The organism is Streptomyces sp. NPDC001843 (genome assembly GCF_042891955.1).
Classification (GTDB): domain Bacteria; phylum Actinomycetota; class Actinomycetes; order Streptomycetales; family Streptomycetaceae; genus Streptomyces.
Window position 1 is genome coordinate 132,835 of record NZ_JBIATQ010000012.1, and the last position, 22,131, is coordinate 154,965.

At 69.9% G+C, this 22,131-nt stretch carries 15 protein-coding genes; 8 read left to right on the plus strand and 7 right to left on the minus strand.

What is annotated here, in order from left to right; all coding sequences use genetic code 11:
- Positions 1–113 precede the first annotated feature (113 nt).
- The gene (locus ACFYZQ_RS28270; RefSeq protein ID WP_389153410.1) at positions 114–1,802 is read left to right on the plus strand and encodes a carbohydrate binding domain-containing protein; all 1,689 of its coding nucleotides are present in this window, start codon (positions 114–116) and stop codon (positions 1,800–1,802) included.
- A 49-nt stretch (positions 1,803–1,851) separates the two neighbouring features.
- Here the strand turns inward: ACFYZQ_RS28270 and ACFYZQ_RS28275 are convergent, their stop codons facing one another.
- Genes ACFYZQ_RS28275 through ACFYZQ_RS28290 form a run of 4 tightly spaced genes read right to left on the minus strand, consistent with a single transcriptional unit; the run spans position 1,852 to position 8,311 of the window.
- A complete protein-coding gene (locus tag ACFYZQ_RS28275; RefSeq protein WP_389153413.1) occupies positions 1,852–3,102 on the minus strand; it encodes an alpha-L-fucosidase in 1,251 nt (416 codons plus the stop codon).
- 8 nt (positions 3,103–3,110) lie between these two features.
- Positions 3,111–6,158: an alpha-mannosidase gene (locus tag ACFYZQ_RS28280; RefSeq protein WP_389153416.1), complete on the minus strand. Its 3,048-nt coding sequence runs from the start codon at positions 6,156–6,158 to the stop codon at positions 3,111–3,113.
- A gap of 54 nt (positions 6,159–6,212) precedes the next feature.
- The gene (locus tag ACFYZQ_RS28285; RefSeq protein WP_389153419.1) at positions 6,213–7,550 is read right to left on the minus strand and encodes a 6-phospho-beta-glucosidase; all 1,338 of its coding nucleotides are present in this window, start codon (positions 7,548–7,550) and stop codon (positions 6,213–6,215) included.
- A complete protein-coding gene (locus ACFYZQ_RS28290) occupies positions 7,547–8,311 on the minus strand; it encodes a DeoR/GlpR family DNA-binding transcription regulator (RefSeq protein ID WP_389153422.1) in 765 nt (254 codons plus the stop codon). The genes ACFYZQ_RS28285 and ACFYZQ_RS28290 overlap by 4 nt, the downstream gene beginning before the upstream one ends.
- 128 nt (positions 8,312–8,439) lie before the next feature.
- Here ACFYZQ_RS28290 and ACFYZQ_RS28295 point away from each other — a divergent pair, with 128 nt between their 5' ends.
- The 7 genes from ACFYZQ_RS28295 to ACFYZQ_RS28325 are packed head-to-tail and all read left to right on the plus strand — an operon-like array spanning position 8,440 to position 19,153.
- A complete protein-coding gene (locus tag ACFYZQ_RS28295) occupies positions 8,440–9,459 on the plus strand; it encodes a carbohydrate kinase family protein (protein ID WP_389153424.1) in 1,020 nt (339 codons plus the stop codon).
- A 51-nt stretch (positions 9,460–9,510) separates the two neighbouring features.
- Positions 9,511–10,797 carry an ABC transporter substrate-binding protein gene (locus ACFYZQ_RS28300; protein ID WP_389153427.1) on the plus strand — a complete coding sequence of 429 codons (1,287 nt, stop codon included), beginning with the start codon at positions 9,511–9,513 and terminating at the stop codon, positions 10,795–10,797.
- A complete protein-coding gene (locus ACFYZQ_RS28305; RefSeq protein ID WP_389153430.1) occupies positions 10,797–11,759 on the plus strand; it encodes a carbohydrate ABC transporter permease in 963 nt (320 codons plus the stop codon). The genes ACFYZQ_RS28300 and ACFYZQ_RS28305 overlap by 1 nt, the downstream gene beginning before the upstream one ends.
- A 13-nt stretch (positions 11,760–11,772) precedes the next feature.
- The gene (locus ACFYZQ_RS28310; protein WP_389153433.1) at positions 11,773–12,636 is read left to right on the plus strand and encodes a carbohydrate ABC transporter permease; all 864 of its coding nucleotides are present in this window, start codon (positions 11,773–11,775) and stop codon (positions 12,634–12,636) included.
- Positions 12,633–15,572 carry a glycoside hydrolase family 2 TIM barrel-domain containing protein gene (locus tag ACFYZQ_RS28315; RefSeq protein WP_389153436.1) on the plus strand — a complete coding sequence of 980 codons (2,940 nt, stop codon included), beginning with the start codon at positions 12,633–12,635 and terminating at the stop codon, positions 15,570–15,572. The genes ACFYZQ_RS28310 and ACFYZQ_RS28315 overlap by 4 nt, the downstream gene beginning before the upstream one ends.
- A 33-nt stretch (positions 15,573–15,605) precedes the next feature.
- Positions 15,606–17,456, plus strand: a complete 1,851-nt coding sequence (locus tag ACFYZQ_RS28320; RefSeq protein WP_389153439.1) for a LamG-like jellyroll fold domain-containing protein — start codon at positions 15,606–15,608, stop codon at positions 17,454–17,456.
- A gap of 29 nt (positions 17,457–17,485) precedes the next feature.
- Positions 17,486–19,153 (plus strand): PHP domain-containing protein, encoded by a 1,668-nt coding sequence (locus ACFYZQ_RS28325; RefSeq protein WP_389153442.1) that lies wholly within the window; start codon positions 17,486–17,488, stop codon positions 19,151–19,153.
- A 111-nt stretch (positions 19,154–19,264) separates the two neighbouring features.
- Here the strand turns inward: ACFYZQ_RS28325 and ACFYZQ_RS28330 are convergent, their stop codons facing one another.
- The 3 genes from ACFYZQ_RS28330 to ACFYZQ_RS28340 are packed head-to-tail and all read right to left on the minus strand — an operon-like array spanning position 19,265 to position 22,131.
- Positions 19,265–19,720 carry a MaoC family dehydratase gene (locus ACFYZQ_RS28330; RefSeq protein ID WP_389153445.1) on the minus strand — a complete coding sequence of 152 codons (456 nt, stop codon included), beginning with the start codon at positions 19,718–19,720 and terminating at the stop codon, positions 19,265–19,267.
- 14 nt (positions 19,721–19,734) lie between these two features.
- On the minus strand, positions 19,735–21,243 hold the full coding sequence (locus tag ACFYZQ_RS28335) for a long-chain fatty acid--CoA ligase (RefSeq protein WP_389153448.1): 1,509 nt from the start codon (positions 21,241–21,243) through the stop codon (positions 19,735–19,737).
- A 12-nt stretch (positions 21,244–21,255) separates the two neighbouring features.
- Positions 21,256–22,131 (minus strand): amidohydrolase family protein, encoded by an 876-nt coding sequence (locus tag ACFYZQ_RS28340; protein ID WP_389153886.1) that lies wholly within the window; start codon positions 22,129–22,131, stop codon positions 21,256–21,258.

A 22,131-nucleotide genomic window follows, 5' to 3' on the forward strand; every position in this document is an offset into this window, starting at 1 on the left:
GCGCAGCCCCTTGACACCATGATTGGTCCATACCAACTTGGTTGCGCACCGCTTTCCGCACTCCCCGCACACCTCGTGCACTCCCGAAACCCCCATCACTTCAGGGAGATCGCGTGCGCAACACACTCCGGCGTTCCAGACGCCGTATCCTCGCCCTGCTCGGCTCCGCGGCACTGGCGTTCGCCGGGGCCATCGCCCTCCCCGTGAGCGCCCACGCGGCCGACATCCTCACCAACTCCGGCTTCGAATCGGGCGGCCTCTCCCCCTGGACCTGCAGCGGGAACCTCGGCTCGGTCGTCTCCTCCCCCGTGCACGGCGGCTCCAAGGCCCTTGCTGGAGCGGTCACTTCGAGCGACAACGCCCAGTGCAGCCAGACGGTCTCCGTCCAGCCGAACACCACGTACAGCCTCAGCGGCTGGGTGCGCGGCAGTTACGTCTATCTGGGCGTGAGCGGCGGCGCCTCCACCTGGACGACATCGCCTTCCGCATACAGTCGACTGTCGGTGTCCTTCACCACCGGCGCCACGCAGACCAGCGCCACCGTCTACGTCCACGGCTGGTACGCCCAGGGCACCTACTACGCCGATGACTTCAGCCTGGACGGACCCGGCGGCGGGGGTGGCGGCTCGGACACCCAGGCGCCGACCGCGCCCACCGGCCTGACGTCCACCGGGAAGAGCTCCTCGAGCGTGTCGCTGAAATGGAACGCGTCGACGGACAACGTGGGCGTGAGTGCGTACGACGTCTACAGCGGCGGCAACCAGGTACTCAGCGTCTCCGGTACGACCGCGACGGTCGGCGGACTGTCGCCGAACACCGCGTACACCTTCACGGTGAAGGCACGTGACGCGGCCGGGAACGTGTCGGCGGCCTCCAACTCCGTGACGGTCACCACGGACGCGGGCAGCAGTGGCGGCAGCGGCTTCAAACAGGCCGCGCCCTACCTGTACGAGGGCTGGGGCGATCCGCCGAGCCCTAGCACGGTGATGAGCGCGACCGGCGTCAAGTGGTTCACCATGGCATTCGTGCTGGACTCCGGCGGCTGCACGCCCGCCTGGGACGGGAGCCGGCCGCTGACCGGCGGCGCCGACCAGAGCGCCGTCAACGCGATACGCTCGGCCGGCGGCGACATCGTCCCATCGTTCGGCGGCTGGCAGGGCAGCAAGCTCGGCGCCAACTGCTCCTCCGCGAGCGCGCTCGCCGGGGCCCTGCAGAAGGTGATCGACGCCTATTCCCTGAAGGCGATCGACATGGACATCGAGAACTCGGACGAGTTCGAGAACGAGGCCGTGCAGGCGAAGATCCTCACCGCGCTGAAGACCGTCAAGGCGGCCAACCCCGGTCTGCGGACGATCGTCACCTTCGGCACGTCGACCACCGGCCCGACCTACTACGGCAACCGCCTCATCGAGCAGGCGCAGGCGCTGAACGCGAACATCGACGTCTTCACGATCATGCCGTTCGACTTCGGCGGCGGCTCGGACATGTACGGCAGTACGGTCAACGCCGCCGAGGGCCTGAAGGCCAAACTGAAGTCGACCTTCGGGTGGGACGACGCGACCGCCTACTCCCACATCGGCATCTCCGGCATGAACGGCCTGTCGGACCAGCAGGAGAACACCACCCCCGCGATCTGGACCCAGATCCGGGACTGGGCGAACTCCCACCACATAGCCAGGCTCGCCTTCTGGTCGGTCAACCGTGACCGGCCGTGCGCGGGCGGCGGCGTGGTGAGCAACTGCTCCGGCATCAGCCAGAGCAACTGGCAGTTCACCTCGATCACGGCCGGCTTCACCGGCTGAGAGCCCCGCTTCGGCGGCCGGCCCCACGAGGGCCGGCCGCCTCGGCACGTCAGAACCGGCCCGAACCCCGGTACAGCTCCAGTTCGCCGTCCAGTTCGACGCCGAGCACGGTCGCGTACGGGTCGAGGTCGGACTCGGCGGGCGGGTCGATCCACAGCACGCCGACCGCCTCGTGCAGACCTCCGACGACCCGGTGGCCCAGTTCGGCACCGGTGCCGAGCACCGTGACCCTGCGGACCTTCGAGGCCAGGCCCCGGACACCGATCTCGGCGCGCGGCGCGTCGAACACGGTCAGGTAGAGGGTGCGGCGGTCGGCGGACAGGGTGCTGGGCCCGTAGTGGTGCCCGGCCGGCAGGCCGCGCACCGTCCCGTACACCGCCTCGGAGTGCTTGCGGATCCACTCCCCCATGACTTCGAGACGCTCCACCTGCGGCTGCGGGATGGTGCCGTCCTCCATCGGGCCGACGCTGAGCAGCAGGTTGCCGCCCCCGCCGATGGTCTCGGTGAAGTACCGGATGAGCTGCGCCGGCGACTTGTGGTTGTGGTCGTGGTGCTGGTGACCCCACGAGTCGTTGATCGTCAGGCACAGCTCCCAGGGGCCCTCCGGCGGCACTATGGGGGCGCCCTGTTCGGGGGTGGCGTAGTCGCCCTCGCTGAGCATGCGGGCGTTGAAGACGACGTCGGGGATGTAGGAGCGGATGAGCGCGGCGAGTTCCTTGATGCGCCACTGCTCCTCGCTGCGGTCCCACTCGCCGTCGAACCACATCAGGTCGGGCCGGTAGCGGGAGGCCAGTTCACGGACCTGGCCGTCGCGGTAGGCGATGTACCGCTCCCAGGCCTGGAGGTCCTCGTCCTCGGCCGAGCACTCGGAGTACCGGTTGTCCTCCAGCTCGGGAGGGCGGCCCGGCTTGCGGGTGGTGGCGTAGTCGGGGTGGCTCCAGTCGGAGTGCGAGTAGTAGAGGCCGACCTTCAGGCCCTTCTCGCGCAGGGCGTCGGCGTAACCGGAGATGTAGTCGCGGCCCAGGTTCAGGTCGCCGTACGCGGTGTCCCACAGGGCGACGCCGTCGTGGTGCCGGCTGGTGAGGACGGCGTACTTCGCGCCCGCTCGGGCGAAGAGGTCCGCCCAGGCCCGTGGGTCGTAGTGGGCGCCGGTGAACCGTTCGAGCTGGGACATGTACCGGTCGTAGGGCACGATGTCGTCGTAGAAGGACCAGGATTCCTGGACGCCGTCGACGGCGTAGATGCCCCAGTGGACGAAGATCCCGAACTTGGCGTCGGTGAACCACGGTTGCATGGACACGGACCGGCTCACCTGCCGACGCCGAGACGCAGCGTCAGGATCTGGAAGGGCCGCAGGGTCACGGTCACCGCGCCGTCGGCGTCGGTCTCCGCGTCCTCGAGCGGCCGCTCCAGCAGGTCGGTCACCTGGGCGCCCGCGAGCGGGAAGCCGGTGCGCAGTACGCCCTGGGCACGGCCGCCCAGGGACTCGTACAGGCGGACCACGACATCACCGGAGGCGTCGTCCGCGAGCTTGACCGCCTCGACGGTGACGCCCTCGCCCTCCACCGAGACGACGGGCTGCGGCTCGCCCGCCGATTCCGCCACCCGCAGGGGGAGGTTGAGGGCGTAGCCCTCGGCGACCGCGTCCGCGATGCTCGCGCCGGGCAGGAGGGAGTAGGTGAAGCGGTGGCGGCCCTGGTCGGCCCCCGGGTCCGGGACGCGCGGGGCGCGCACCAGGCTCAGGCGGACCGTGGTCGTCGTACCGCCGTCCTCGCGGACCGTGCGGGAGACGTCGTGGCCGTACGTCGAGTCGTTGATGACCGCGACGCCGTAGCCGGGCTCGCCGATGTGCACCCAGCGGTGGCCGGAGACCTCGAAACGGGCCGCCTCCCAGCTGGTGTTGGTGTGCGTGGGCCGCTGGATGTGGCCGAACTGGATCTCCGCGCTGGAGTGTGGGGCGCGGACGTCCACGGGGAAGCCCGCCTTGAGGATCTTCTCGGCCTCGTGCCAGTCGATGTCGGTCTCGAAGTCGACGCGGGGGCTGCCCGCGCGCAGGGTGATCGTCTGGGTGATCTTCGAGCCCTTGCCGAAGCCGCGCTCCACGCGGATGGCGCCGAGCAGCGGGTCCTCCTCGACCACCGTCACGGAGTCCGGCTCCAGCAAATCCGTGTAGCGGTTCTGGTAGTGCTTGTCGATGTCCCAGGCGTCCCAGTAGTTGGGGAGGTCGGTGTGCAGGCGCAGGAGGTTGCCGCGGTCGGCGAGGACTTCACGCTGCGCACGCAGGTCGTACACGGACGACAGTGTGCCGTCCTCCGCGACCTCCACGCGGACCAGCCCGTTGTCGAGGACCCGGCCGCTCACCGTCACCGGCTGCGGCGGCTCGGCGGCCGCGAGGGGGGCGCTGCCGCTCGCCGGCACCTCGACGTACGCCGGTGCGCCGGCGGTCGTACGGACGACCTCGGCACGGTCGAACGGTGCGGTGTTGAACACGCGGGTCCCGCCGCCGCCCAGCGCGGTGACGGCCTGCGCCGTCAGCTCCTCCAGTTCCCCGGCGACCCGCGCGTACTCGGCCTCCGCCTCGCGGTGCACCCAGGCGATGGACGACCCCGGCAGGATGTCGTGGAACTGGTGCAGCAGCACCGTCTTCCACAGCCGGTCCAGCTTCTCGTACGGGTAGGCGTAGCCCGGGGCGTGCAGCGCGGCCGTGGTCGCCCACAACTCCGCCTCGCGCAGGCGGTGTTCACTGCGCCTGTTGCCCTGCTTGGTACGGGCCTGCGAGGTGTACGTGGCCCGGTGCAGCTCCAGGTACAGCTCGCCGACCCACACCGGGGCGTCCGGGTACTCCTCGCGGGCCTTGGCGAAGAACGCGTCGGGGTGCTCGACCTCGACCCTCGGGGAGCCCTCCAGGTTCTTCAGCCGTCGGGCCCGCTCCATGATCTCGCGGGTCGGGCCGCCGCCGCCGTCGCCCCACCCGAAGGGGGCCAGGGACCGGGTGGCGCCGCCCTTCTCGCTGTAGTTGCGGACCGCACGGGACATCTCCTCGCCGCTGAAGCGCGCGTTGTAGGTGTCGATCGGCGGGAAGTGGGTGAAGATGCGGGTGCCGTCGATCCCCTCCCACCAGAAGGTGTGGTGGGGGAACTTGTTGGTCTGGTTCCAGGAGATCTTCTGGGTCAGGAACCACTCGTTGCCGGCGAGCCTGGCGAGCTGCGGGTAGGCGGCGGTGTAGCCGAACGAGTCCGGCAGCCAGACGCCCTTGGTCTCGACGCCGAAGTGCTCGATGAAGAACCGCTTGCCGTGGACGAGCTGGCGGGCGAGGGCCTCACCGCCGGGAAGGTTGCCGTCGGCCTCCACCCACATGCCGCCGACCGGCGCCCACTGGCCCTTCTTCACGGACTCCTGGATACGGGCCCACACGTGCGGGTAGTTGTCGCGCACCCACTCGTACTGCTGGGCCTGCGAGCAGGCGAAGACGAACTCCTCGTACTCGTCGGCGAGGGAGGTGACGTTGGAGAAGGTCCGGGAGGTCTTGCGCTTGGTCTCGCGGATCGGCCACAGCCACGCCGAGTCGATGTGCGCGTGCCCGACACCGGAGATCACGTGCGCGCTGGCGTGGGCGGGCTTGGCGAGCACCGGCCGGAGTACCGCGCGCACATCCGCCGCCGAGCCGGCGATGTCGTCCAGGTCCAGCAGGTCGAGGGAGCGGTCCAGCGCGTGCATGATCTCGTGCCGGCGCGGGTCGTGCTCTCCCAGCTCCAGCATCAGCTCGCGCAGCACCTGCATGTCGAGGTCGAGGTGCCAGACCTCCTCGTCCAGCACGGCGATGTCGGCGCGGCGGAATGTATACAGTGGACGGTCGCCTGCCGTCAGTACATCGCCCAGCGGTGTCGGCGCCGCGAAGTCGTTCGCCAGGATGTCGGGGTTGGATGCCGCCTCGACCAGGTAGTCGACGCTCTCCCCGCCCGCCGCCGGATTGGCGATCGCCACGTACTGGTTGAGCGGGTTGACCGCCTTCAGCGGCGTCCCGTCGGTGAGGTGGACCAGGGCCTCGGCCTGGTTGCCCGGCCAGTCGCCCACGAAGCCCAGGTCGATGACCGCCTCGACACGCCGACCGGCCCACTCGGCGGGAACCTGCCCGCGCATCCGGAACCAGGTGGTCCCCCAGGGCGGACCCCACGGGGTGCCCATCTCGAAGGACTCGTACGAAGCGGCCGCGGCCTCCTCGAACGGGACCGGCTCCCCCGGTGCCTGCCAGGCCTCGACGGCGAGGGGGACGGTGGCCGCGTAGATCGCGGGCTTGATGCGCTGGTCGTGGAGGCGTGTCACGCGCTCCTCGATCCTGCGGCGTTCGTCGTGCATGAGGGTCTCCAGGGAGGGGGAGCAAGCGGGTGGAAAGCGCTTTCCAGCGGGGGTCTACCTAAGGTACGCCAGGCCCGGATGGACCTCCGAGTAGCCCTTGACGAGCCTGCGGGCCACGTTCACGGAGTCCACCAGCGGGTGCAGCGCGAAGGCCTTCACGGCTGTCGCACGAGAGCCGGACTCGGCGGCGGCGAGCACCTCGCGCTCGACGGCCTTCACCGCGCAGACCAGCCCGGTGGCGTGGCCGGGCAGCGGGTCGACGGCGACCGGGTGCGCGCCGTTGGCGTCCACCAGGCACGGGACCTCGATGACGGCCTCGGAGTCCAGCACCGACAGGGTGCCGCGGTTGCGGACGTTGAGGATCAGGGTGGCCCGCTCGTCCCGGGCGATGGCCCGCATCAGGGCGAGCGCCACCTTCTCGTAGCCGCCGGAGAGGTCGTCGGCGTCACGCTCGCCGGCGCCCGCGGTCTCCCGGTTCTCGGCCATGTAGGTCGCCTCGCGTTCGGCGCGGGTGCTGTCCCACGTCTTCAGGGCCGCGGCGTCCGGGTTCGCCATCTCCTCGTAGAAGCGGCCCTGCTGGTCGCGGAGGAAGGCGCCGCGGGTCTGAGCGGCGGCTTTGTAGGCGCCTACGGCCTCACGGTTGAAGTAGTAGTAGTGCAGGTACTCGTTGGGGACGGCGCCGAGCGACTGCAGCCAGTCGACACCGAAGAGCTTGCCCTCCTCGAACGAGCCGAGCAGGTCGGGATCGGCGAGCAGGCGGGGCAGTTCGTCGCGGCCGGCGACGCGCAGACCCCGGACCCAGCCGAGGTGGTTGAGGCCCACGTAGTCGATCCACGCCTCCTTCGGGTCCGCGCCGAGCACGCGGGCGATGCGGCGGCCGAGGCCGACCGGGGAGTCGCAGATGCCGATCACCCGGTCACCGAGGTGGCGGGACATGGCCTCGGTGACCAGGCCGGCCGGGTTGGTGAAGTTGATGACCCAGGCGTCCGGGGCGAGACGGGCGACGCGCCGCGCGATGTCGACGACTGTAGGCACTGTTCGCAGACCATATGCGATCCCGCCCGCGCCGACCGTCTCCTGGCCGAGCACCCCCTCCGCGAGCGCCACCCGCTCGTCGTTCGCGCGCCCCTCCAGGCCTCCGACCCGGATCGCGGAGAACACGAAGTCGGCGCCGCGCAGGGCCTCGTCCAGGTCGGTCGTCGCCGTCACCCGGGGCGCGTCGGGCACCCCCGCCGCCTGCTCGGCCAGCACCCGGGTCACGGCCGACAGCCGCCCGGCGTCCAGGTCGTGCAGCACCACCTGCGTGACGCGGCCCTCGGCGCGGTCCGACAGCAGCGCACCGTACACGAGCGGCACCCGGAACCCGCCGCCGCCCAGAATCGTCAGCCTCACCCTTGCACCTTTCCTGCCACGACCACCTCGACGTCCGACTCCTCCAGCGAGGAGCGGGTCGCCGGGTCGACCGGCGCGTTCGTCACCAGCACATCCAGGTCCTCGGGACCGCAGACCTTCGCCATTCCCGTACCCGGGAACTTGGCGGAGTCCGCGAGCAGGACGACCTTGTCGCCGGCCTTGATCATGGCCCGCTTCACCGGTACCTCGACGACCGTCGTGTCCATCACCTGACCGCCCGGGCGCACTCCGCTGGTGCCGAGGAAGAGCCAGTCGGCGTGCAGCTGGCGCAGGTTGTCCTCGGTGAGGAAGCCGACCAGGGAGCGGTACTCGCGGCGCACCATGCCTCCGAGCAGCACCAGCTCTATCCCGTCGTCATCGGCGAGTTCCTCGTAGACCACCAGGTTGCTGGTGATCACCGTCAGGCGCCGCCCGTGCAGTTGGCGGGCCAGGCGGTAGGCGGTCGTGCCGATGTCGAGCAGCACCGACTGACCGTCCCGCACCATCGCCGCGGCGCACTCCGCTATCGCGTCCTTCTCCTGCACCCGCACCTCGGCGACCTCGGCGAAGGGCTGGTCGCCGTCCTCGACGACGGCGCCGCCGTGGACGCGCGTGAGCAGGCCGTCCTCCTCGAGCTTGACCAGGTCGCGCCTGACCGTGGCCGGGCTCACACCGAGCTGCTCGGAGAGATCGGTCACGGCCGCGGGCCCGCCGGAGCGCAGGGCCCGCAGGATGAGTTGGTGTCGTCGTTCTGCCAGCACGCCATGAACAGTACTCGTCATCTTCAATCATTTCCATGCTCGGTTCTGCTCGGGTATTGACCAAACTCGCGGAGCAGCGCACGATTCCGGGCATTGAATTTGCAGAGCTCTGACGAGAGGACGGTGCCGTGGGCGACGACCGGCCCGATGTGCTGCTGACCGGGCTGCTCTTCTACGACCTTGTCCTCACCGGCCTGGGCGGACCGCCGACGCCCGGCGGGGAGATCTGGACCGCGGGGATGGGCTGCGGTCCCGGCGGCATAGCCAACCTGGCGGTGGCCGCGTCCCGGTTCGGACTGCGTACCTCGCTGGCCACCGTCTTCGGGGACGACTTCTACGGCGTTCACTGCCACGAGGTCCTCGCCGGTCAGGAAGGCGTCGACCTGACCCTGTCCCGTACCGCGGCGGGCTGGCCCACCCCCGTGACCGTGGCCCTCGCCTACGACCACGACCGGGCCCTGGTGACCCACGGCCAGGAGCCCCCGTACTCGCAGGACGCTCTGGTGGGCGACCCGCCCGAGGCGCGTACGGCCCTGGTGCACATCGAGGCCGAACCGCACGAGTGGCTCGCCAAGGCCGCCGCGAACGGCACCAAGATCTACGCCGACGTCGGCTGGGACCCCACCCGGCAGTGGTCCGCCGACCTCCTGGACCAGCTCGCCCTGTGCCACGCGTTCCTCCCCAACGAGGCCGAGGCGATGGCGTACACCCGCACCGACAGCGCGGTCGCCGCGCTCGGCACCCTCGCCGAGCTGGTGCCGGTGGCCGTGGTCACGCGGGGCGGCGACGGGGCGGTGGCCGTCGACCAGACCACCGGCGAGTTCGCGGAGGTTCCGGCCCTCGGCGTCGACGTGCTCGACGCGACGGGCGCCGGCGACGTGTTCGGCGCGAGCTTCGTCGCGGCCTCGCTCGGCGGCTGGCCGCTCGAGGAACGGCTGCGGTTCGCCGTGCTGGCCGCCGGGCTGTCCGTGCAGCACCACGGCGGCGCGCTGGCGGCCCCAGGCTGGTACGGCGTCGACCAGTGGTGGCGCTCGCTGACCGACCCCGGGCTGCGGCGGACGTACGGCTTCCTCGCGGACCGGCTGCCGGCCGACCCCGGCGCTCCCGTCACCTACGCCCCCGTCACCCCTCCCGCACGTCCGCACTGACCCCCGTACATCTGCGAAGTCGCGCAACGATTCCGAAAGGCGGTGGGAGCTTTGCGGCTCTCACGAAGGGGCCTGCTGCGCGCGGGCCTGGCCGGTACGGCCGCCACCGCGCTCGGCGGCCTGGCGTCCGGCTGTGCCGTTCCCACTGGTTCGACGGGCCGGAACATGGTCCTGTGGTACTGGGACGGCGGCCTCGGCGACACGGTCGTCAAGAGAGCCAAGGCCCGCTACGGCAACACGGTCGACCTGCAGGCCATCAAGATCGGCGGTTACTACCGCTCCAAGCTGATCACCACCATGGCCGGCCGGGCCCACGTCCCCGACATCGCGGGCCTCAAGGGCGAGGACATGGCGTCCTACCTGCCCAACGCCGACCAGTTCGTGGACCTCCGCACCCTCGGGGCGGACAAGTACAAGAGCCAGTACCTGCCCTGGAAGTGGGAGCAGGGCATCGCCGACGACGGCTCGATGATCGGCTTTCCGATCGACTGCGGCCCCGTCGCGCACCTCTACCAGTACGAGGTCTTCCGCAAGGCCGGGCTGCCGTACGAGCCCGCGGACGTGTCGAAGGAACTGGACACCTGGGAGAAGTTCTTCGCCGCGGGCGAGCGGCTGCGCAAGCACATACCGGGCGCCTCCCTGCTCACCGATGTCAACAGCGTCTTCGACAACGCGGTGAACCAGGGCAGCAAGCGGTACGTCGACAAGGATCGCCACTTCATCGGCGACCAGGAACATGTGCGGCACGCCTGGGCGCTCGCCGTGGAGGCCAAGCGGCGGGGTCTCGTCTCGAACCTGGTGACCGGGACCCCGGACCAGCTCTCGGCCGTCGAGGACGGCAAACTGCCCAGCCAACTGGGCGCCTCCTGGGCGACCTACGACCTCAAGAACGGCGTGCCGAAGACCAAGGGCAAGTGGCGGGTCGCCGACATGCCCGTGCGGCCCGCGAACAACGGCGGCTCCTTCCTGTCGATCACCAAGGCGTGCCGGGAACCCGAGCGGGCCTTCGAGATCATCGCCTGGACGCTCGACGCGGCCAACCAGGCACAGGGTTATGTCGACGCGGGTCTGTTCCCCTCCACCCCCGCCTCGTACGGCCTGAAGCAGTTGCGCGAGCCGGACCCCTTCTTCGGCGGCCAGATCACGACGGACGTCTTCGGACCCGCCGCGCAGAAGATCGCCATCGCCTACAACAGCCCGTACGACATCGCGCTCGGGCAGCCCATCAAGGACGAGATCAAGAACGTGGGCGTCCTCGGCAAGGATCCCCAAAAGGCCTGGAAGGACGCCATGAGCAAGTGCCGGCGCATCGCTCAGCACCTGGGGGTGAGCTACTGATGGCAGCCCTCCCCGCGCTGAAGGAACCTCCGGTGGTGACGGCGCAGACGGCTCCCCCGCGACCTCGCGGCGGCCTGCGCAAGTACTGGCATCTCTACGCCGCGATCTCGCCCTTCTACCTGCTCTTCCTCGCCTTCGGGCTGATACCCGTCGGCTTCTCGCTCTACCTGTCCTTCCACCGCTGGGACGGGCTCGGCTCGATGGAGTGGGCGGGCCTGGCGCAGTACAAGTACCTGCTGAGCGACGGCGACTTCTGGCAGTCGATCGGGACCACGATCATCATCTGGGCGCTGTCCACCTTCCCCATGATCGCCCTGGCGATGGTGACGGCCGTCATGCTGAACTCGGCGGTCCGCTTCAAGAACGCGTACCGCGTCGCCTACTTCCTGCCGAACGTCACCTCGGTGGTCGCGATCGCCATCATCTTCGGCTCGGTCTTCTCCACCAACTTCGGCCTGATCAACGCCCTCTTGCAGGCGGTCGGCCTGGACCAGGTGGCCTGGCTGAACACACCGTGGGGCATCAAGGTAGCCATCGCGACCCTGATGACCTGGCAGTGGACCGGCTACAACGCGATCATCTTCCTCGCCGGCCTGCAGACGATCCCCGGTGACCTGTACGAGGCGGCGCGCATCGACGGAGCGGGGCCCGTGCAGACGTTCCTCCGGGTGACGTTGCCGCTGCTGCGGCCGACGCTGCTGTTCGTGCTGGTCGTCTCGACCGTGACCGGTCTGCAGAGCTTCTCCGAACCGCAGGTCCTGCTGCAGAACACCTCGAACGACTCGACGTTCGCGGGCGGTCCGGGTCACGCGGGCCGGACGATGGTCCTCTACTTCTTCCAGCAGACCTTCGACAACAACGACTTCGGCTACGGCGCCGCCGTGGCCTGGGGCATCTTCCTCGTCGTCATCATCTTCTCGATCATCAACTGGCGCCTGGTGCAGCGCCGGGGCGAAGACTAGGGAGGCCGTCACCATGGCATCCATCCAAGGCACGCGTCGGCCCAGGCCGGTCAAGGGGACCCGGAGCCGGGGCGTCGCGCTGCACACGGTGCTGATCGTCGGCGTGCTGCTGTCGGCCTTCCCGTTCTACTGGGCCGTGATCATGTCGACGCACACGTCGTCGGAGATCTTCTCCTATCCGCCGAAGCTGCTGCCGGGCTCGCACTTCCTTCAGAACATCCGCCATCTCTTCGACAGCATCGACTTCCTGGGCTCGATGTTCAACTCGCTGCTGGTGGCGGGCTCGGTGACCTTCCTGGTCCTGTTCTTCGACTCGCTGGCCGCGTTCGTCTTCGCCAAGTTCGAGTTCCCGGGCCGCAACGTGCTGTTCGCGCTGCTGATGGCGATCTTCATGGTGCCGACGCAGCTCCAGGTCATCCCGCAGTTCGTGATCATGGCGAAAATCGGCTGGATCGGCTCGATGACGGCGCTGATCGTGCCCGCGGCGGCCAACGCGTTCGGCATCTTCTGGATGCGCCAGTACATGAAGAGCGCCATCCACGACGAACTGCTCGACGCGTCGAAGCTCGACGGGGCGAACTTCATGCGCCAGTACTGGCACGTCGCGCTCCCCGTCGTCCGCCCGGGTCTCGCCTTCCTCGGCATCTTCACCTTCATGGGCCAGTGGAACGACTACGCCTGGCCCCTGATCGCCCTCACCAATCCGGACAACGTGACACTCCAGGTGGCCCTGTCCCAGCTCAACGGCGTGCACGGCACCACCGACTACGGAATGGTCATGTCCGGCGCGCTGCTCGCGCTGATCCCTCTGCTGATCGTGTTCGCGATCGGCGCCCGGCAGATGATCGGGGACCTCGCCAAGGGAGCGATCAAATGACGGATTCACTGCTCGCCCTGCGGCCCTGGGCGGCCCCCGAGGTGACCTCCTGGGGGCGGCTGCCGATGAACGCCGTGGACCGGCGTCCGGGTGCGGTGTCCCTGGACGGGGAATGGCGCTTCCAACTGCTGCCCGCACCGGACGCGCCGCTCGCCGGTGTCTGGTCGTCGGTATACGTTCCCGGCGCCTGGACCCTGCAGGACACGGACGACCTGCCGCAGTACACCAACGTCCGTATGCCGTATACCGAATACCCTCCGCTGTCGCCCGCCGCCAACCCGACGGGTGTCCACGAACGTGAGATCGACGTCCCCGCCGAGTGGGCCGGCCGCCGGGTGGTCCTGCAGGTCGGCGCCGCAGAGAGCGTGCTGCTCGTGCATGTGGACGGACAGCCCGTCGGCATGTCCAAGGACTCCCACCTCGCGGCCGAGTTCGACCTGACGGCCGTGGTACGTCCCGGCTCGGCGGCGGTGCTGCGGCTGACGGTCGTGAAGTGGTCGGACGCCTCGCACATCGAGGACCAGGACCACTGGTGGCACGGCGGGATCACCCGGTCGGTGCTGCTGTACGCGACGGACCCGCTGCACCTGGCCGACGTCACCGTGCGGGCACGGCAGGACGGTGAGCTCACCGTGGACTGTCAGGTGCGGGACGCGGGCGGCGGGGCGCTGCCCGAGGGGTGGTACGTCAGCGGGGATCTCGATGGGCAGCCCATCGCCCAGGACGCCGAGTTCGACCGGGTCAACGCCGAGGAGGAGCGGGTCTCCGGCTTCCTCGGCGAGGCTCGGATGAGGGCCACCGTGCCCGAGGTGCGCACCTGGAGCGCCGAGCTGCCGGAGCTGTACGGCCTGACCGTCCGGCTGCACCGCGCGGACGGCACGGTCGCCGACACCTTCCGCCACCGGATCGGTTTCCGCGACGTGGCCGTCGTCGGCCGGGACCTGCTGGTCAACGGCGAGCGGGTGTTCATCCGGGGAGTCAACCGGCACGACTTCCATCCGCTGACCGGCCGCACCGTGTCGTACGACGACATGCGCGCGGACCTCGCCCTGCTGAAGCGTTTCGGCTTCAACGCGATCCGAACCTCCCACTACCCGAACGATCCCTCCCTGTACGACCTCGCCGACGAACTGGGCTTCTACGTCGTCGACGAGGCGGACATCGAGTCGCACGACCACGCCCATGAGATCGCCGACGACCCGCGCTACCTGAACGCCTTCGTCGACCGTGTCTCCCGGATGGTGCTCCGGGACAAGAACCACCCGTCGGTGATCATCTGGTCGCTGGGCAACGAGTCCGACTACGGCGCGAACCACGACGCGGCGGCCGCCTGGGTGCGGCGGCACGACCCCACCCGGCCCCTGCAGTACGAGGGCGCCGCCAAGCGCGGCTGGGCGGACCCTGACGTGGCCTCCGACATCGCCTGTCCGATGTATGCGCCGATCGAGGACTGTATTGCGCATGCGCTGTCCGGCGAGCAGACGAAACCGCTGATCCAGTGCGAGTACTCGCACGCCATGGGCAACAGCAACGGCACCCTCGCCGACCACTGGGCGGCCATCGAGTCCACCCCGGGTCTTCAGGGCGGCTTCATCTGGGAGTTCTGGGACCACGGAATCCTGCAGCGCGTGAGCGATGGAAGACCGGCCGGACGCGCGGGCGCCGGGCTGTATGCGAACGGTGTCGCCGCGCCCGGCCACCGCTGGGCGTACGGCGGTGACTTCGGCGAGAGCATCCACGACGGCGCGTTCGTCGCGGACGGGGTCGTCTTCCCGGACCGCACCCCGAAGCCCGCCCTCCACGAGCACAGGGAGATCGCGGCTCCGGTCCGTATCCGGTGCTTCCGGCACGAGGGGCTGGTGCTCGCCAACCACCAGCACTTCCGCGGCCTGGACTGGCTGGCCGCCGAGTGGGAGCTTTCCCTGGCCGACGGCCGGACCCTGACCGCGCCGGCCGAACTGCCCGATCTGCGGCCGGGCGAGACGGCGGCGGTGCCGCTGCCCCTGGAACTGCCGGAGGACGGCGGCGAGGCATGGCTGACGCTGCGGGTGACGACGGCCCGGGACGAGGCGTGGGCGCCGCGCGGTACGGAGGTGTGCGCACCCCAGGTGCGGCTGCGGGCGGCTGAAGATCCACCGGCGGCCGGGGCGGCCGCCCCGGCCGCGGCGCGGCGGCCCGTCGAGGTCGACACCGAAGGCCTCCTGGTGCATCCGCTGCTGACCGCGGCGCCCGCCCTGTCCCTGTGGCGGGCGCCCACCGACAACGACGAGCTGGGCGGCATGGCGCGGCGCTGGCGGGCGTGGGGGCTCGACGCCCTGGTCCGCAAGCTGGTCTCCGTGGACCGTGCGGACGGCCGGGTGACCGTGCTCGCCGAGTACGCCGGCACCGTCGGCGTCATCCGGCACCGGCAGCAGTTCACGTCCGTCGAGGGCGGCATCCTGGTGGCGGAGTGGGCCGAACTGCCGGACGGTTTCGACGACGTGGCCCGGGTGGGGTCGGTCTTCGAGACGGTGGCAGGCCTGGACCTGCTGGAGTGGTTCGGGCAGGGCCCCTGGGAGTCGTACCCGGACCGCAGCACCGGTGCGCCCGTCGCCCACCACTCGGCTCCCGTCGACGCGTTGTTCACCCCGTACCTGCGGCCGCAGGAGAGCGGCGGCCGGCACGGCGTACGGCGCTTCACGCTGTCGGCGCCCGACGCCACTGGGCTCGCGGTCGAGCTGGACGAGCCGCGTCAAGTGTCCGTCACCCGCTACCGCGCCGAGGACCTGACCGCCGCCGCCCACCACGACGAACTGGTGCCGCGCCCCGGGTGCGTGGTGCACATCGACGCGGCGCACCGCGGCCTGGGCACGGCGTCCTGCGGGCCCGACACCGCGCCCTCCTACCTGATTCCCGCGGGCGTCCACCACTGGAGCTGGACGCTGCGCGTTCTCTGAGTTCCCCGGCTTCACCATCCTCAGGGAGCACACATGTGCAAGACGCATGACCACACCCAGGGCGAGGCCGCGCAGGCGGGCGCCGGCAGACGCAGTTTCCTCAGAGCCACCGCGCTGCTCGGTGCCGCCGCCACGGCAGGGGTCGCGCTGCCGGCCGCCGACGCCGAGGCGGCCACGGCATCGGCGGGCGGCCGGCGTCCGGACCCCGACAGCCGGCGCTTCACCCTCGCCGTGATGCCCGACACCCAGTACCTCTTCGACGGGCCCAGCATCGACAAGGCGCCGGTGGAGGCGTCTTTGCGCTATCTCCTCGAACACGGCAGGGACGACAACATCGTCTTCCTGTCCCACCTCGGTGACCTCACCCAGAACGGTGCGAAGGACGAGTTCGCCGCGATCGGCGCTGCCTTCGGGATCCTCGACCGGCGGGGCGTCGGCTACAGCGTCCTGGCCGGCAACCACGACGTGAACTCGTCGACGGACGACCAGCGCGGCTCGACACCGTACCTGGACGCTTTCGGGCCGCAGCGCTTCAAGGGCAAGCCGACGTTCGGGGGCGCCTCCTCGGACGGCTACAACACCTACCACCTGTTCAAGGCCGCCGGGCGCGAGTGGATGGTGCTCGCACTGGACTGGCGGCTGTCGGCGAAGGGGTACGCCTGGGCGAAGGACGTCCTCGCCCGGCACCCGAAGACGCCCGTCGTCCTCACCACGCATGAACTGGTCGTCGAGGACGACTCCCTGTCGGCCTACGGGCAGCAGCTGTGGGACCAGTTGGTCGAGGACCACGACCAGATCTTCCTCACCCTGAACGGCCACTACTGGCCCGCGGGCAGGGCGACCCGCAAGAACGCGGCGGGCAACGACGTCCACCTGCACCTGACGAACTACCAGAACCGCTACTTCGGCGGCGCGGCGATGATCCGCCTCTACCACTTCGACCTGGACCGGAACATCATCGACGTGGAGACGGTCTCCCCGTGGATCCTGGGCCGGGCCGCCAAGGGTCTCAACGAGCTGGAGCGGCAGGAGATCGAGCTGAGCGGCGACGCCGACCGCTTCTCGGTGGAGATCGACTTCGAGAAACGTTTCGCCGGGTTCGCGCCCGTCCCGGCCCGCCCGGCCCGCCCCGCGTCCCGCATGCTGATCCCCGGCACGGTCGCCTACTGGCGCTTCGACGGACACGACGAGGGTACGGCGGTCAGCGGTACCGTCCGCGACTTGTCCGGGCGCGGCAACGACCTCACCCTCGTCACCGTGGCCGGTGGGGCACTGAACTGGTCCGCCGACCACCACCCCGACCAGCCGGGCCACGGCAGCCTGGAGTTCCAGGGCTACAAGTCCCCGCTCAAGGGCGCGTATCTGAGGACGGTCGACGGCGCTCCGCTCAACAAGGCCACCTTCGCGGACGGTTACACCATCGAGGCGTTCTACCGGTTGCCCGCCGACTGGGACCCCGACCACAACGCCTGGTCCGGCATCGTCAGCCGCACGGGCACGGGCGGCGCCGCGGGCAAGACCGCCGATGACCCCGACGAGCCGCTGGCCACCCTGTCGCTGTCGAACGACCGGGAGCCGCAGTGGGCGATGCGCCCGCTGAACCAGGAGGGCATCGCCACCAACTGGGGACAGGAGACGCCGCTGGAGACCTGGTGGCACCTCGCGGTCGTCAACGACGGCACCCACACCACTCTGTACGTCGAGGGCTGCCCGGTCGTCCGCAACCCGAAGGCCTCCGCGGTCGGCATCACCTCCGTCGGGCTGCCCTGGCTGCTCGGCGGCTACGAGTACGCCGGGAAGATCGACCAGATCCTGCACGGCCGTCTCGGTGACGTCCGGATCGTCGCACGGGCGCTGCCCGTCACCTCGTTCATGAACCACTGACAGCACCAACTCGCACCAGAGGATCAATCATGGCCGAACAACAGCTGCCCCCCTGGGCCGATCCGTCGGTCGCATCCACCGACCTCGACGCCCAGGGCGTCTCGCGTCGTCAACTCCTGCGCCGTGCCGGTCTGTTCGGGGCCGCGTTCGCCCTCGGCTCAGCGGCGATGCCCGAGGCCGCCGCCGCGGACCGCTTCGGCGGCAACGACCCCAACCTCGCCTATGTCGTCGGTGACCACCACGTCCACAGCGTCTACAGCCACGACGCGAAGTACACCTTCTCCCAGTTGGCCACCGCGGCCGCCAAGTACGGCCTCGACTGGATGGTGTTCAACGAGCACTCCAACTTCGGGCACGCCTGGTACGGCGCCGCCATGGAGCACAAGGAGATCCTCAAGGCCCGCGCCGAGAACCCGCGTCAGCTGATCTTCCAGGGCCTGGAGTGGTACATCCCGGCCGCCGAGCACTGCACGATCTTCGCCGCGCCCGGCCCCCACGAGGTCGACGTGCTGACGCAGTTCGAGCTGGCCTACGACGGCAAGCTGCTCGGCTACACGGACGGCGCCCCGGACAATCCGAACACGGCACGCAACGAGGCACACGCGGTCAAGGCCATCCAGTGGCTCGCCGAGCAGCGCAGGACCGGATTCGTCGACGACGTCCTCGTCCTGGCGAACCACCCGATGCGGCTGGGCATCGACTCCCCGCACGAGATGCGCAACTGGCGGGACGCGGCCCCCGAGATCATGATCGGTATGGAGGGCGCCCCCGGAGCGCAGGGTGGAGGCATACCCGGCTGGGAGGGCCCCACCTCGCAGCGCGGCGAGTACACCAACAAGCCGTCCGTGAACTCCTGGGCGGGCTACCCGGAGAACGCGTACGTGCTGTACGGCGGTTTCGACTGGATGACGGCGACGGTCGGCGGCATGTGGGACGCGATGCTCGCCGAGGGCAAGCTGTTCACGATCACCACCAACTCCGATGTGCACCGGGTCGTCTTCGACACGTGGAAGAACGGAGACTGGCCGCCCGGCGAGAACTTCGACAACACCGGCAGGATCCCCGACCCGGTGAACACGGACTCCCCGCAGCCCGGTGGCGACTTCTGGCCCGGTCAGTTCAGCCGTACTCATGTGGGCGTGACCCGCTACGGCTACCGCGCGGTGATGGCGGGCCTGCGCGCGGGCCGGGTCTGGCTCGACCACGGGCATCTGCTCGACGGGCTCGACGTCCGCCTGAAGCGCGACTGCGACCTCGGCCCGGGCGTCACGATGGGCGGCCGACTGCACGTCCGCAAGGGCGAGAAGCTCACGCTGTCCGTGACAGTGACGACCGCCTCCCGCCCCAACACCCAGGGCATCCTGCCCCAGTTGGCGCACGTGGACCTGATCCGGGGCGCGGTGCGCGGTCCGGTGGCCGACCGCGACACATGGCAGGCGCCGGACACCAAGGTCGTGAAGACGCAGGACGTCAGCGGCCGGAAAGGAACATACACACTGCGCATTCCGGTCGTCGCCGGTGACGAGTCCTTCTACGTGAGGCTGCGCGGCAGCGACGGCAACCGCCTTGGCGCGGGCTATCTAGGCCCCTCGATCGACCCCAGTGGCCCGATCCCCCACGAGCCCGGGAACGGTGACCCGTGGGCCGACACCTGGTTCTACACGAACCCGGTCTTCGTGGATGTGGCAGGCGGCTGAGCGCCCTCGCCAGGGGGGCGGGAACTGCGCGCCCGGCCACCACGGGCCCGCCGTTCGCCGAGACGCTTTCCGCCGCAGCGCCTCCTGCCCGCAGCGCCTCCTGCGAAGCGCTCACGCGTAGAAACGCGACAGGCTCTGCAGCACTGCCGCCGGCTTCGCTCCGCCCTCGATCTCGATCGTGCCGTCGACCGTGATCTGCACCCCGCCCGGCACCTCCTCCACGTCCGCCAGCTTCCCCACGAGCCGGATCCGCGACCCCACCTTCACGGGTGAGGGGAAGCGCACCTTGTTCAGCCCGTAGTTCACCTTCGTCGTGACTCCCTGGACGTCCAGCAGCTCGGTGAACAGCGGGATGAACAGGGACAGCGTCAGGTAGCCATGGGCGATGGGCGCCCCGAACGGCCCCTCGGCGGCCCGCTGGGGGTCGACGTGGATCCACTGGTGGTCGCCGGTGGCGTCGGCGAAGGTGTCGATCCGCTCCTGGGTGACCTCGATCCACTCACTGGTGCCGAGGTCGCTGCCGGCCAGCTTCTTCAGTTCGTCCAGGCCGTTGACGGTGACGCTCATGAATACCCTGTTCCTTACGGGAGTTGGTTGCCGTAGCGCTGACGCACCCGGGCCTTGAGGAGCTTTCCGGAGGCGGTGCGCGGGAGTTCCTCCGCGACCACCACGGACTTGGGGATCTTGTACTTGGCGAGACGGCCGGCCAGGGAGGCGAGGACCTCGTCGGGGTCGAGGGCGACGCCCTCCCGGGGCACGACGACCGCGCGGGGCACCTCGCCCCACTTGTCGTCCGCCACGCCGATGACCGCGCACTCCACGATGTCGGGGTGGGCCAGCAGCCGGTCCTCGATCTCGGCGGGGTAGACGTTCTCCCCACCGGAGATGATCATGTCCTTCATACGGTCGACGATGTACACATAGCCGTCCTCGTCGACCCGTGCCGCGTCCCCGCTGCGGAACCAGCCGTCCGCGAAGGAGGCGGCGGTCTCCTCGGGGAGCCCCCAGTAGCCGGGCATGACGTGCGGTCCGCGCACCACGACCTCACCGGTCTCGCCGACGCCGACCGGGGCGAGGTCCGGCCCGACCACCCGTACGTCGCTGAAGAAGTGCGGCACGCCCGCCGAGCCCGCCTTGCTCACGGCGTGTTCGGCGTCCAGGAAGAGGGTGCCGGGCGAGGCCTCGGTCATGCCGTAGCCCTGCAGGAAGGTCAGGCCGCGCTCCTGGTAGGTGTCGATCAGCGGGGTGGGGACGGGTGAGCCGCCGCAGGTGAGGATCCTGAGGGAGGACAGGTCCGCGCTCGCCCAGCGGGGGTGCCGGGCCACCTGGTCGAACATGGTGGGCACACCGAACATGAAGGTGATGCGGTGCCGTTGCACCAGGTCGAAGGTCGCCTCGGCGTCGAAGGACTCGACCAGGACGCAGGTGCCGCCCTTGAGCAGTACCGGCAGGGTGAGCATGTTGAGGCCGGCCGTGTGGAACAGCGGGGCGGAGACCAGGGCGCGTTCGTCCGCGATCAGGTCGTGGTCGACGAGGACGTTGAAGGCGTTCCAGGTGATGTTGCCGTGGGTGAGCATCGCACCCTTGGGCCGGCCGGTCGTCCCCGAGGTGTACATGATGAGGCAGGTGTCGTCGGCGGTGACCGGCTCGTCGATGGGCTCCTGCCGGGCGGCGGCCACCGCCTCCTCGTACTCGGCGCCCACCTCCAGGTACGTCCGTACGTCGGTGCCTCCGGGCAGTCCCGCGACGAGTCCGGCGTGGGAGGGCCCGTAGACGAGGGCCTTGGCGCCGGAGTCGGCGAGCTGGTAGGCGATCTCGGGGCCGGCGAGGCGGGTGTTGAGGGGGACGAAGACCGCGCCCAGGGTGCCCGCGGCGAACAGTGTCTCCAGGTAGGCCGGGTGGTTGGGGCCGAGGTAGGCGATGCGGTCGCCGCGGCGGACGCCCCGGGCGCGCAGGGCGTGGGCCAGGCGCGTGGTGCGTGCATACAGTGTGCGGTAGTCGGTGGACTGGCCACCGTGCACCAGGGCGGTGCGGTGCGGGGTCTTGCGGGCCCGGCGGGCGGGCCACGACCCCAGTCCCTCATTGCGCATCTGACGCCCCTCTCACGGTTTCGTCAGTCCGAGCAGACGGGCGGCGTTCTCCTTGAGGATCTTCGGCCGGACCTCGTCCTTGATCGACAGCTTCTCGAAGTCGGCGAGCCAGCGGTCGGGGGTGAGGACGGGGAAGTCGGAGCCGAAGAGGACCTTGTCCTTCAGCAGCGTGTTGGCGTACTGCACCAGTTGCGGCGGGAAGTACTTCGGCGACCAGCCGGAGAGGTCGATGTGCACGCCCGGCTTGTGCGTGGCGACGGCGAGAGCCTCGTCCTGCCAGGGGAAGGACGGGTGCGCCAGGATGATCTTCAGATGCGGGAAGTCGGCGGCGACGTCGTCCACGTGCAGCGGGTTGGAGTACTTCAGCCTGATCCCGCCTCCGCCGGGGACCCCGGCGCCGATGCCCGTCTGGCCGGTGTGGAACAGGGCGATGGTGCCCGTCTCCTCGATGACCTCGTACAGGTCGTAGGCCACCGAGCGGTCGTTGGGGAAGAAGCCCTGGATGCTGGGGTGGAACTTGAAGCCCCTCACCCCGTACTCCTCGACCAGCCGCCGCGCCTGCTTCACGCCCGCCTTCCCCCGGAAGGGGTCGATGGAGGCGAAGGGGATCAGCACGTCCGCGTTGGCGGCCGCCGCCTCGGCGACCTCTTCGTTGGGGACCGGGGGGGTGCCGGTGGCGGACTCGGCGTCCACCGTGAAGATCACGGCGGCCATCCTCCGCTCGCGGTAGTAGGCCGCGGTCTCCGCGAGGGTGGGCTTGCGCTTGCCCTCGACCTTGAAGTAGGCGGAGGAGGCGTCGTGCAGGTCGTCGTCCAGGGAGGAGTGGCCCTTGGCGGACACCTCCGCATGGGTGTGGACGTCGATCGCGACGAGTTCCTCGACGTTCAT

Excerpts from the sequence above, each read along its gene's own strand:
- ACFYZQ_RS28280 (WP_389153416.1), bottom strand. The coding sequence starts at position 6,158 with ATGCACGACGAACGCCGCAGGATCGAGGAGCGCGTGACACGCCTCCAC.
- ACFYZQ_RS28305 (WP_389153430.1), top strand. The coding sequence starts at position 10,797 with ATGGCAGCCCTCCCCGCGCTGAAGGAACCTCCGGTGGTGACGGCGCAG.
- ACFYZQ_RS28310 (WP_389153433.1), top strand. The coding sequence starts at position 11,773 with ATGGCATCCATCCAAGGCACGCGTCGGCCCAGGCCGGTCAAGGGGACC.
- ACFYZQ_RS28315 (WP_389153436.1), top strand. The coding sequence starts at position 12,633 with ATGACGGATTCACTGCTCGCCCTGCGGCCCTGGGCGGCCCCCGAGGTG.
- ACFYZQ_RS28320 (WP_389153439.1), top strand. The coding sequence starts at position 15,606 with ATGTGCAAGACGCATGACCACACCCAGGGCGAGGCCGCGCAGGCGGGC.
- ACFYZQ_RS28325 (WP_389153442.1), top strand. The coding sequence starts at position 17,486 with ATGGCCGAACAACAGCTGCCCCCCTGGGCCGATCCGTCGGTCGCATCC.
- ACFYZQ_RS28330 (WP_389153445.1), bottom strand. The coding sequence starts at position 19,720 with ATGAGCGTCACCGTCAACGGCCTGGACGAACTGAAGAAGCTGGCCGGC.
- ACFYZQ_RS28335 (WP_389153448.1), bottom strand. The coding sequence starts at position 21,243 with ATGCGCAATGAGGGACTGGGGTCGTGGCCCGCCCGCCGGGCCCGCAAG.
- ACFYZQ_RS28340 (WP_389153886.1), bottom strand. The coding sequence starts at position 22,131 with ATGAACGTCGAGGAACTCGTCGCGATCGACGTCCACACCCATGCGGAG.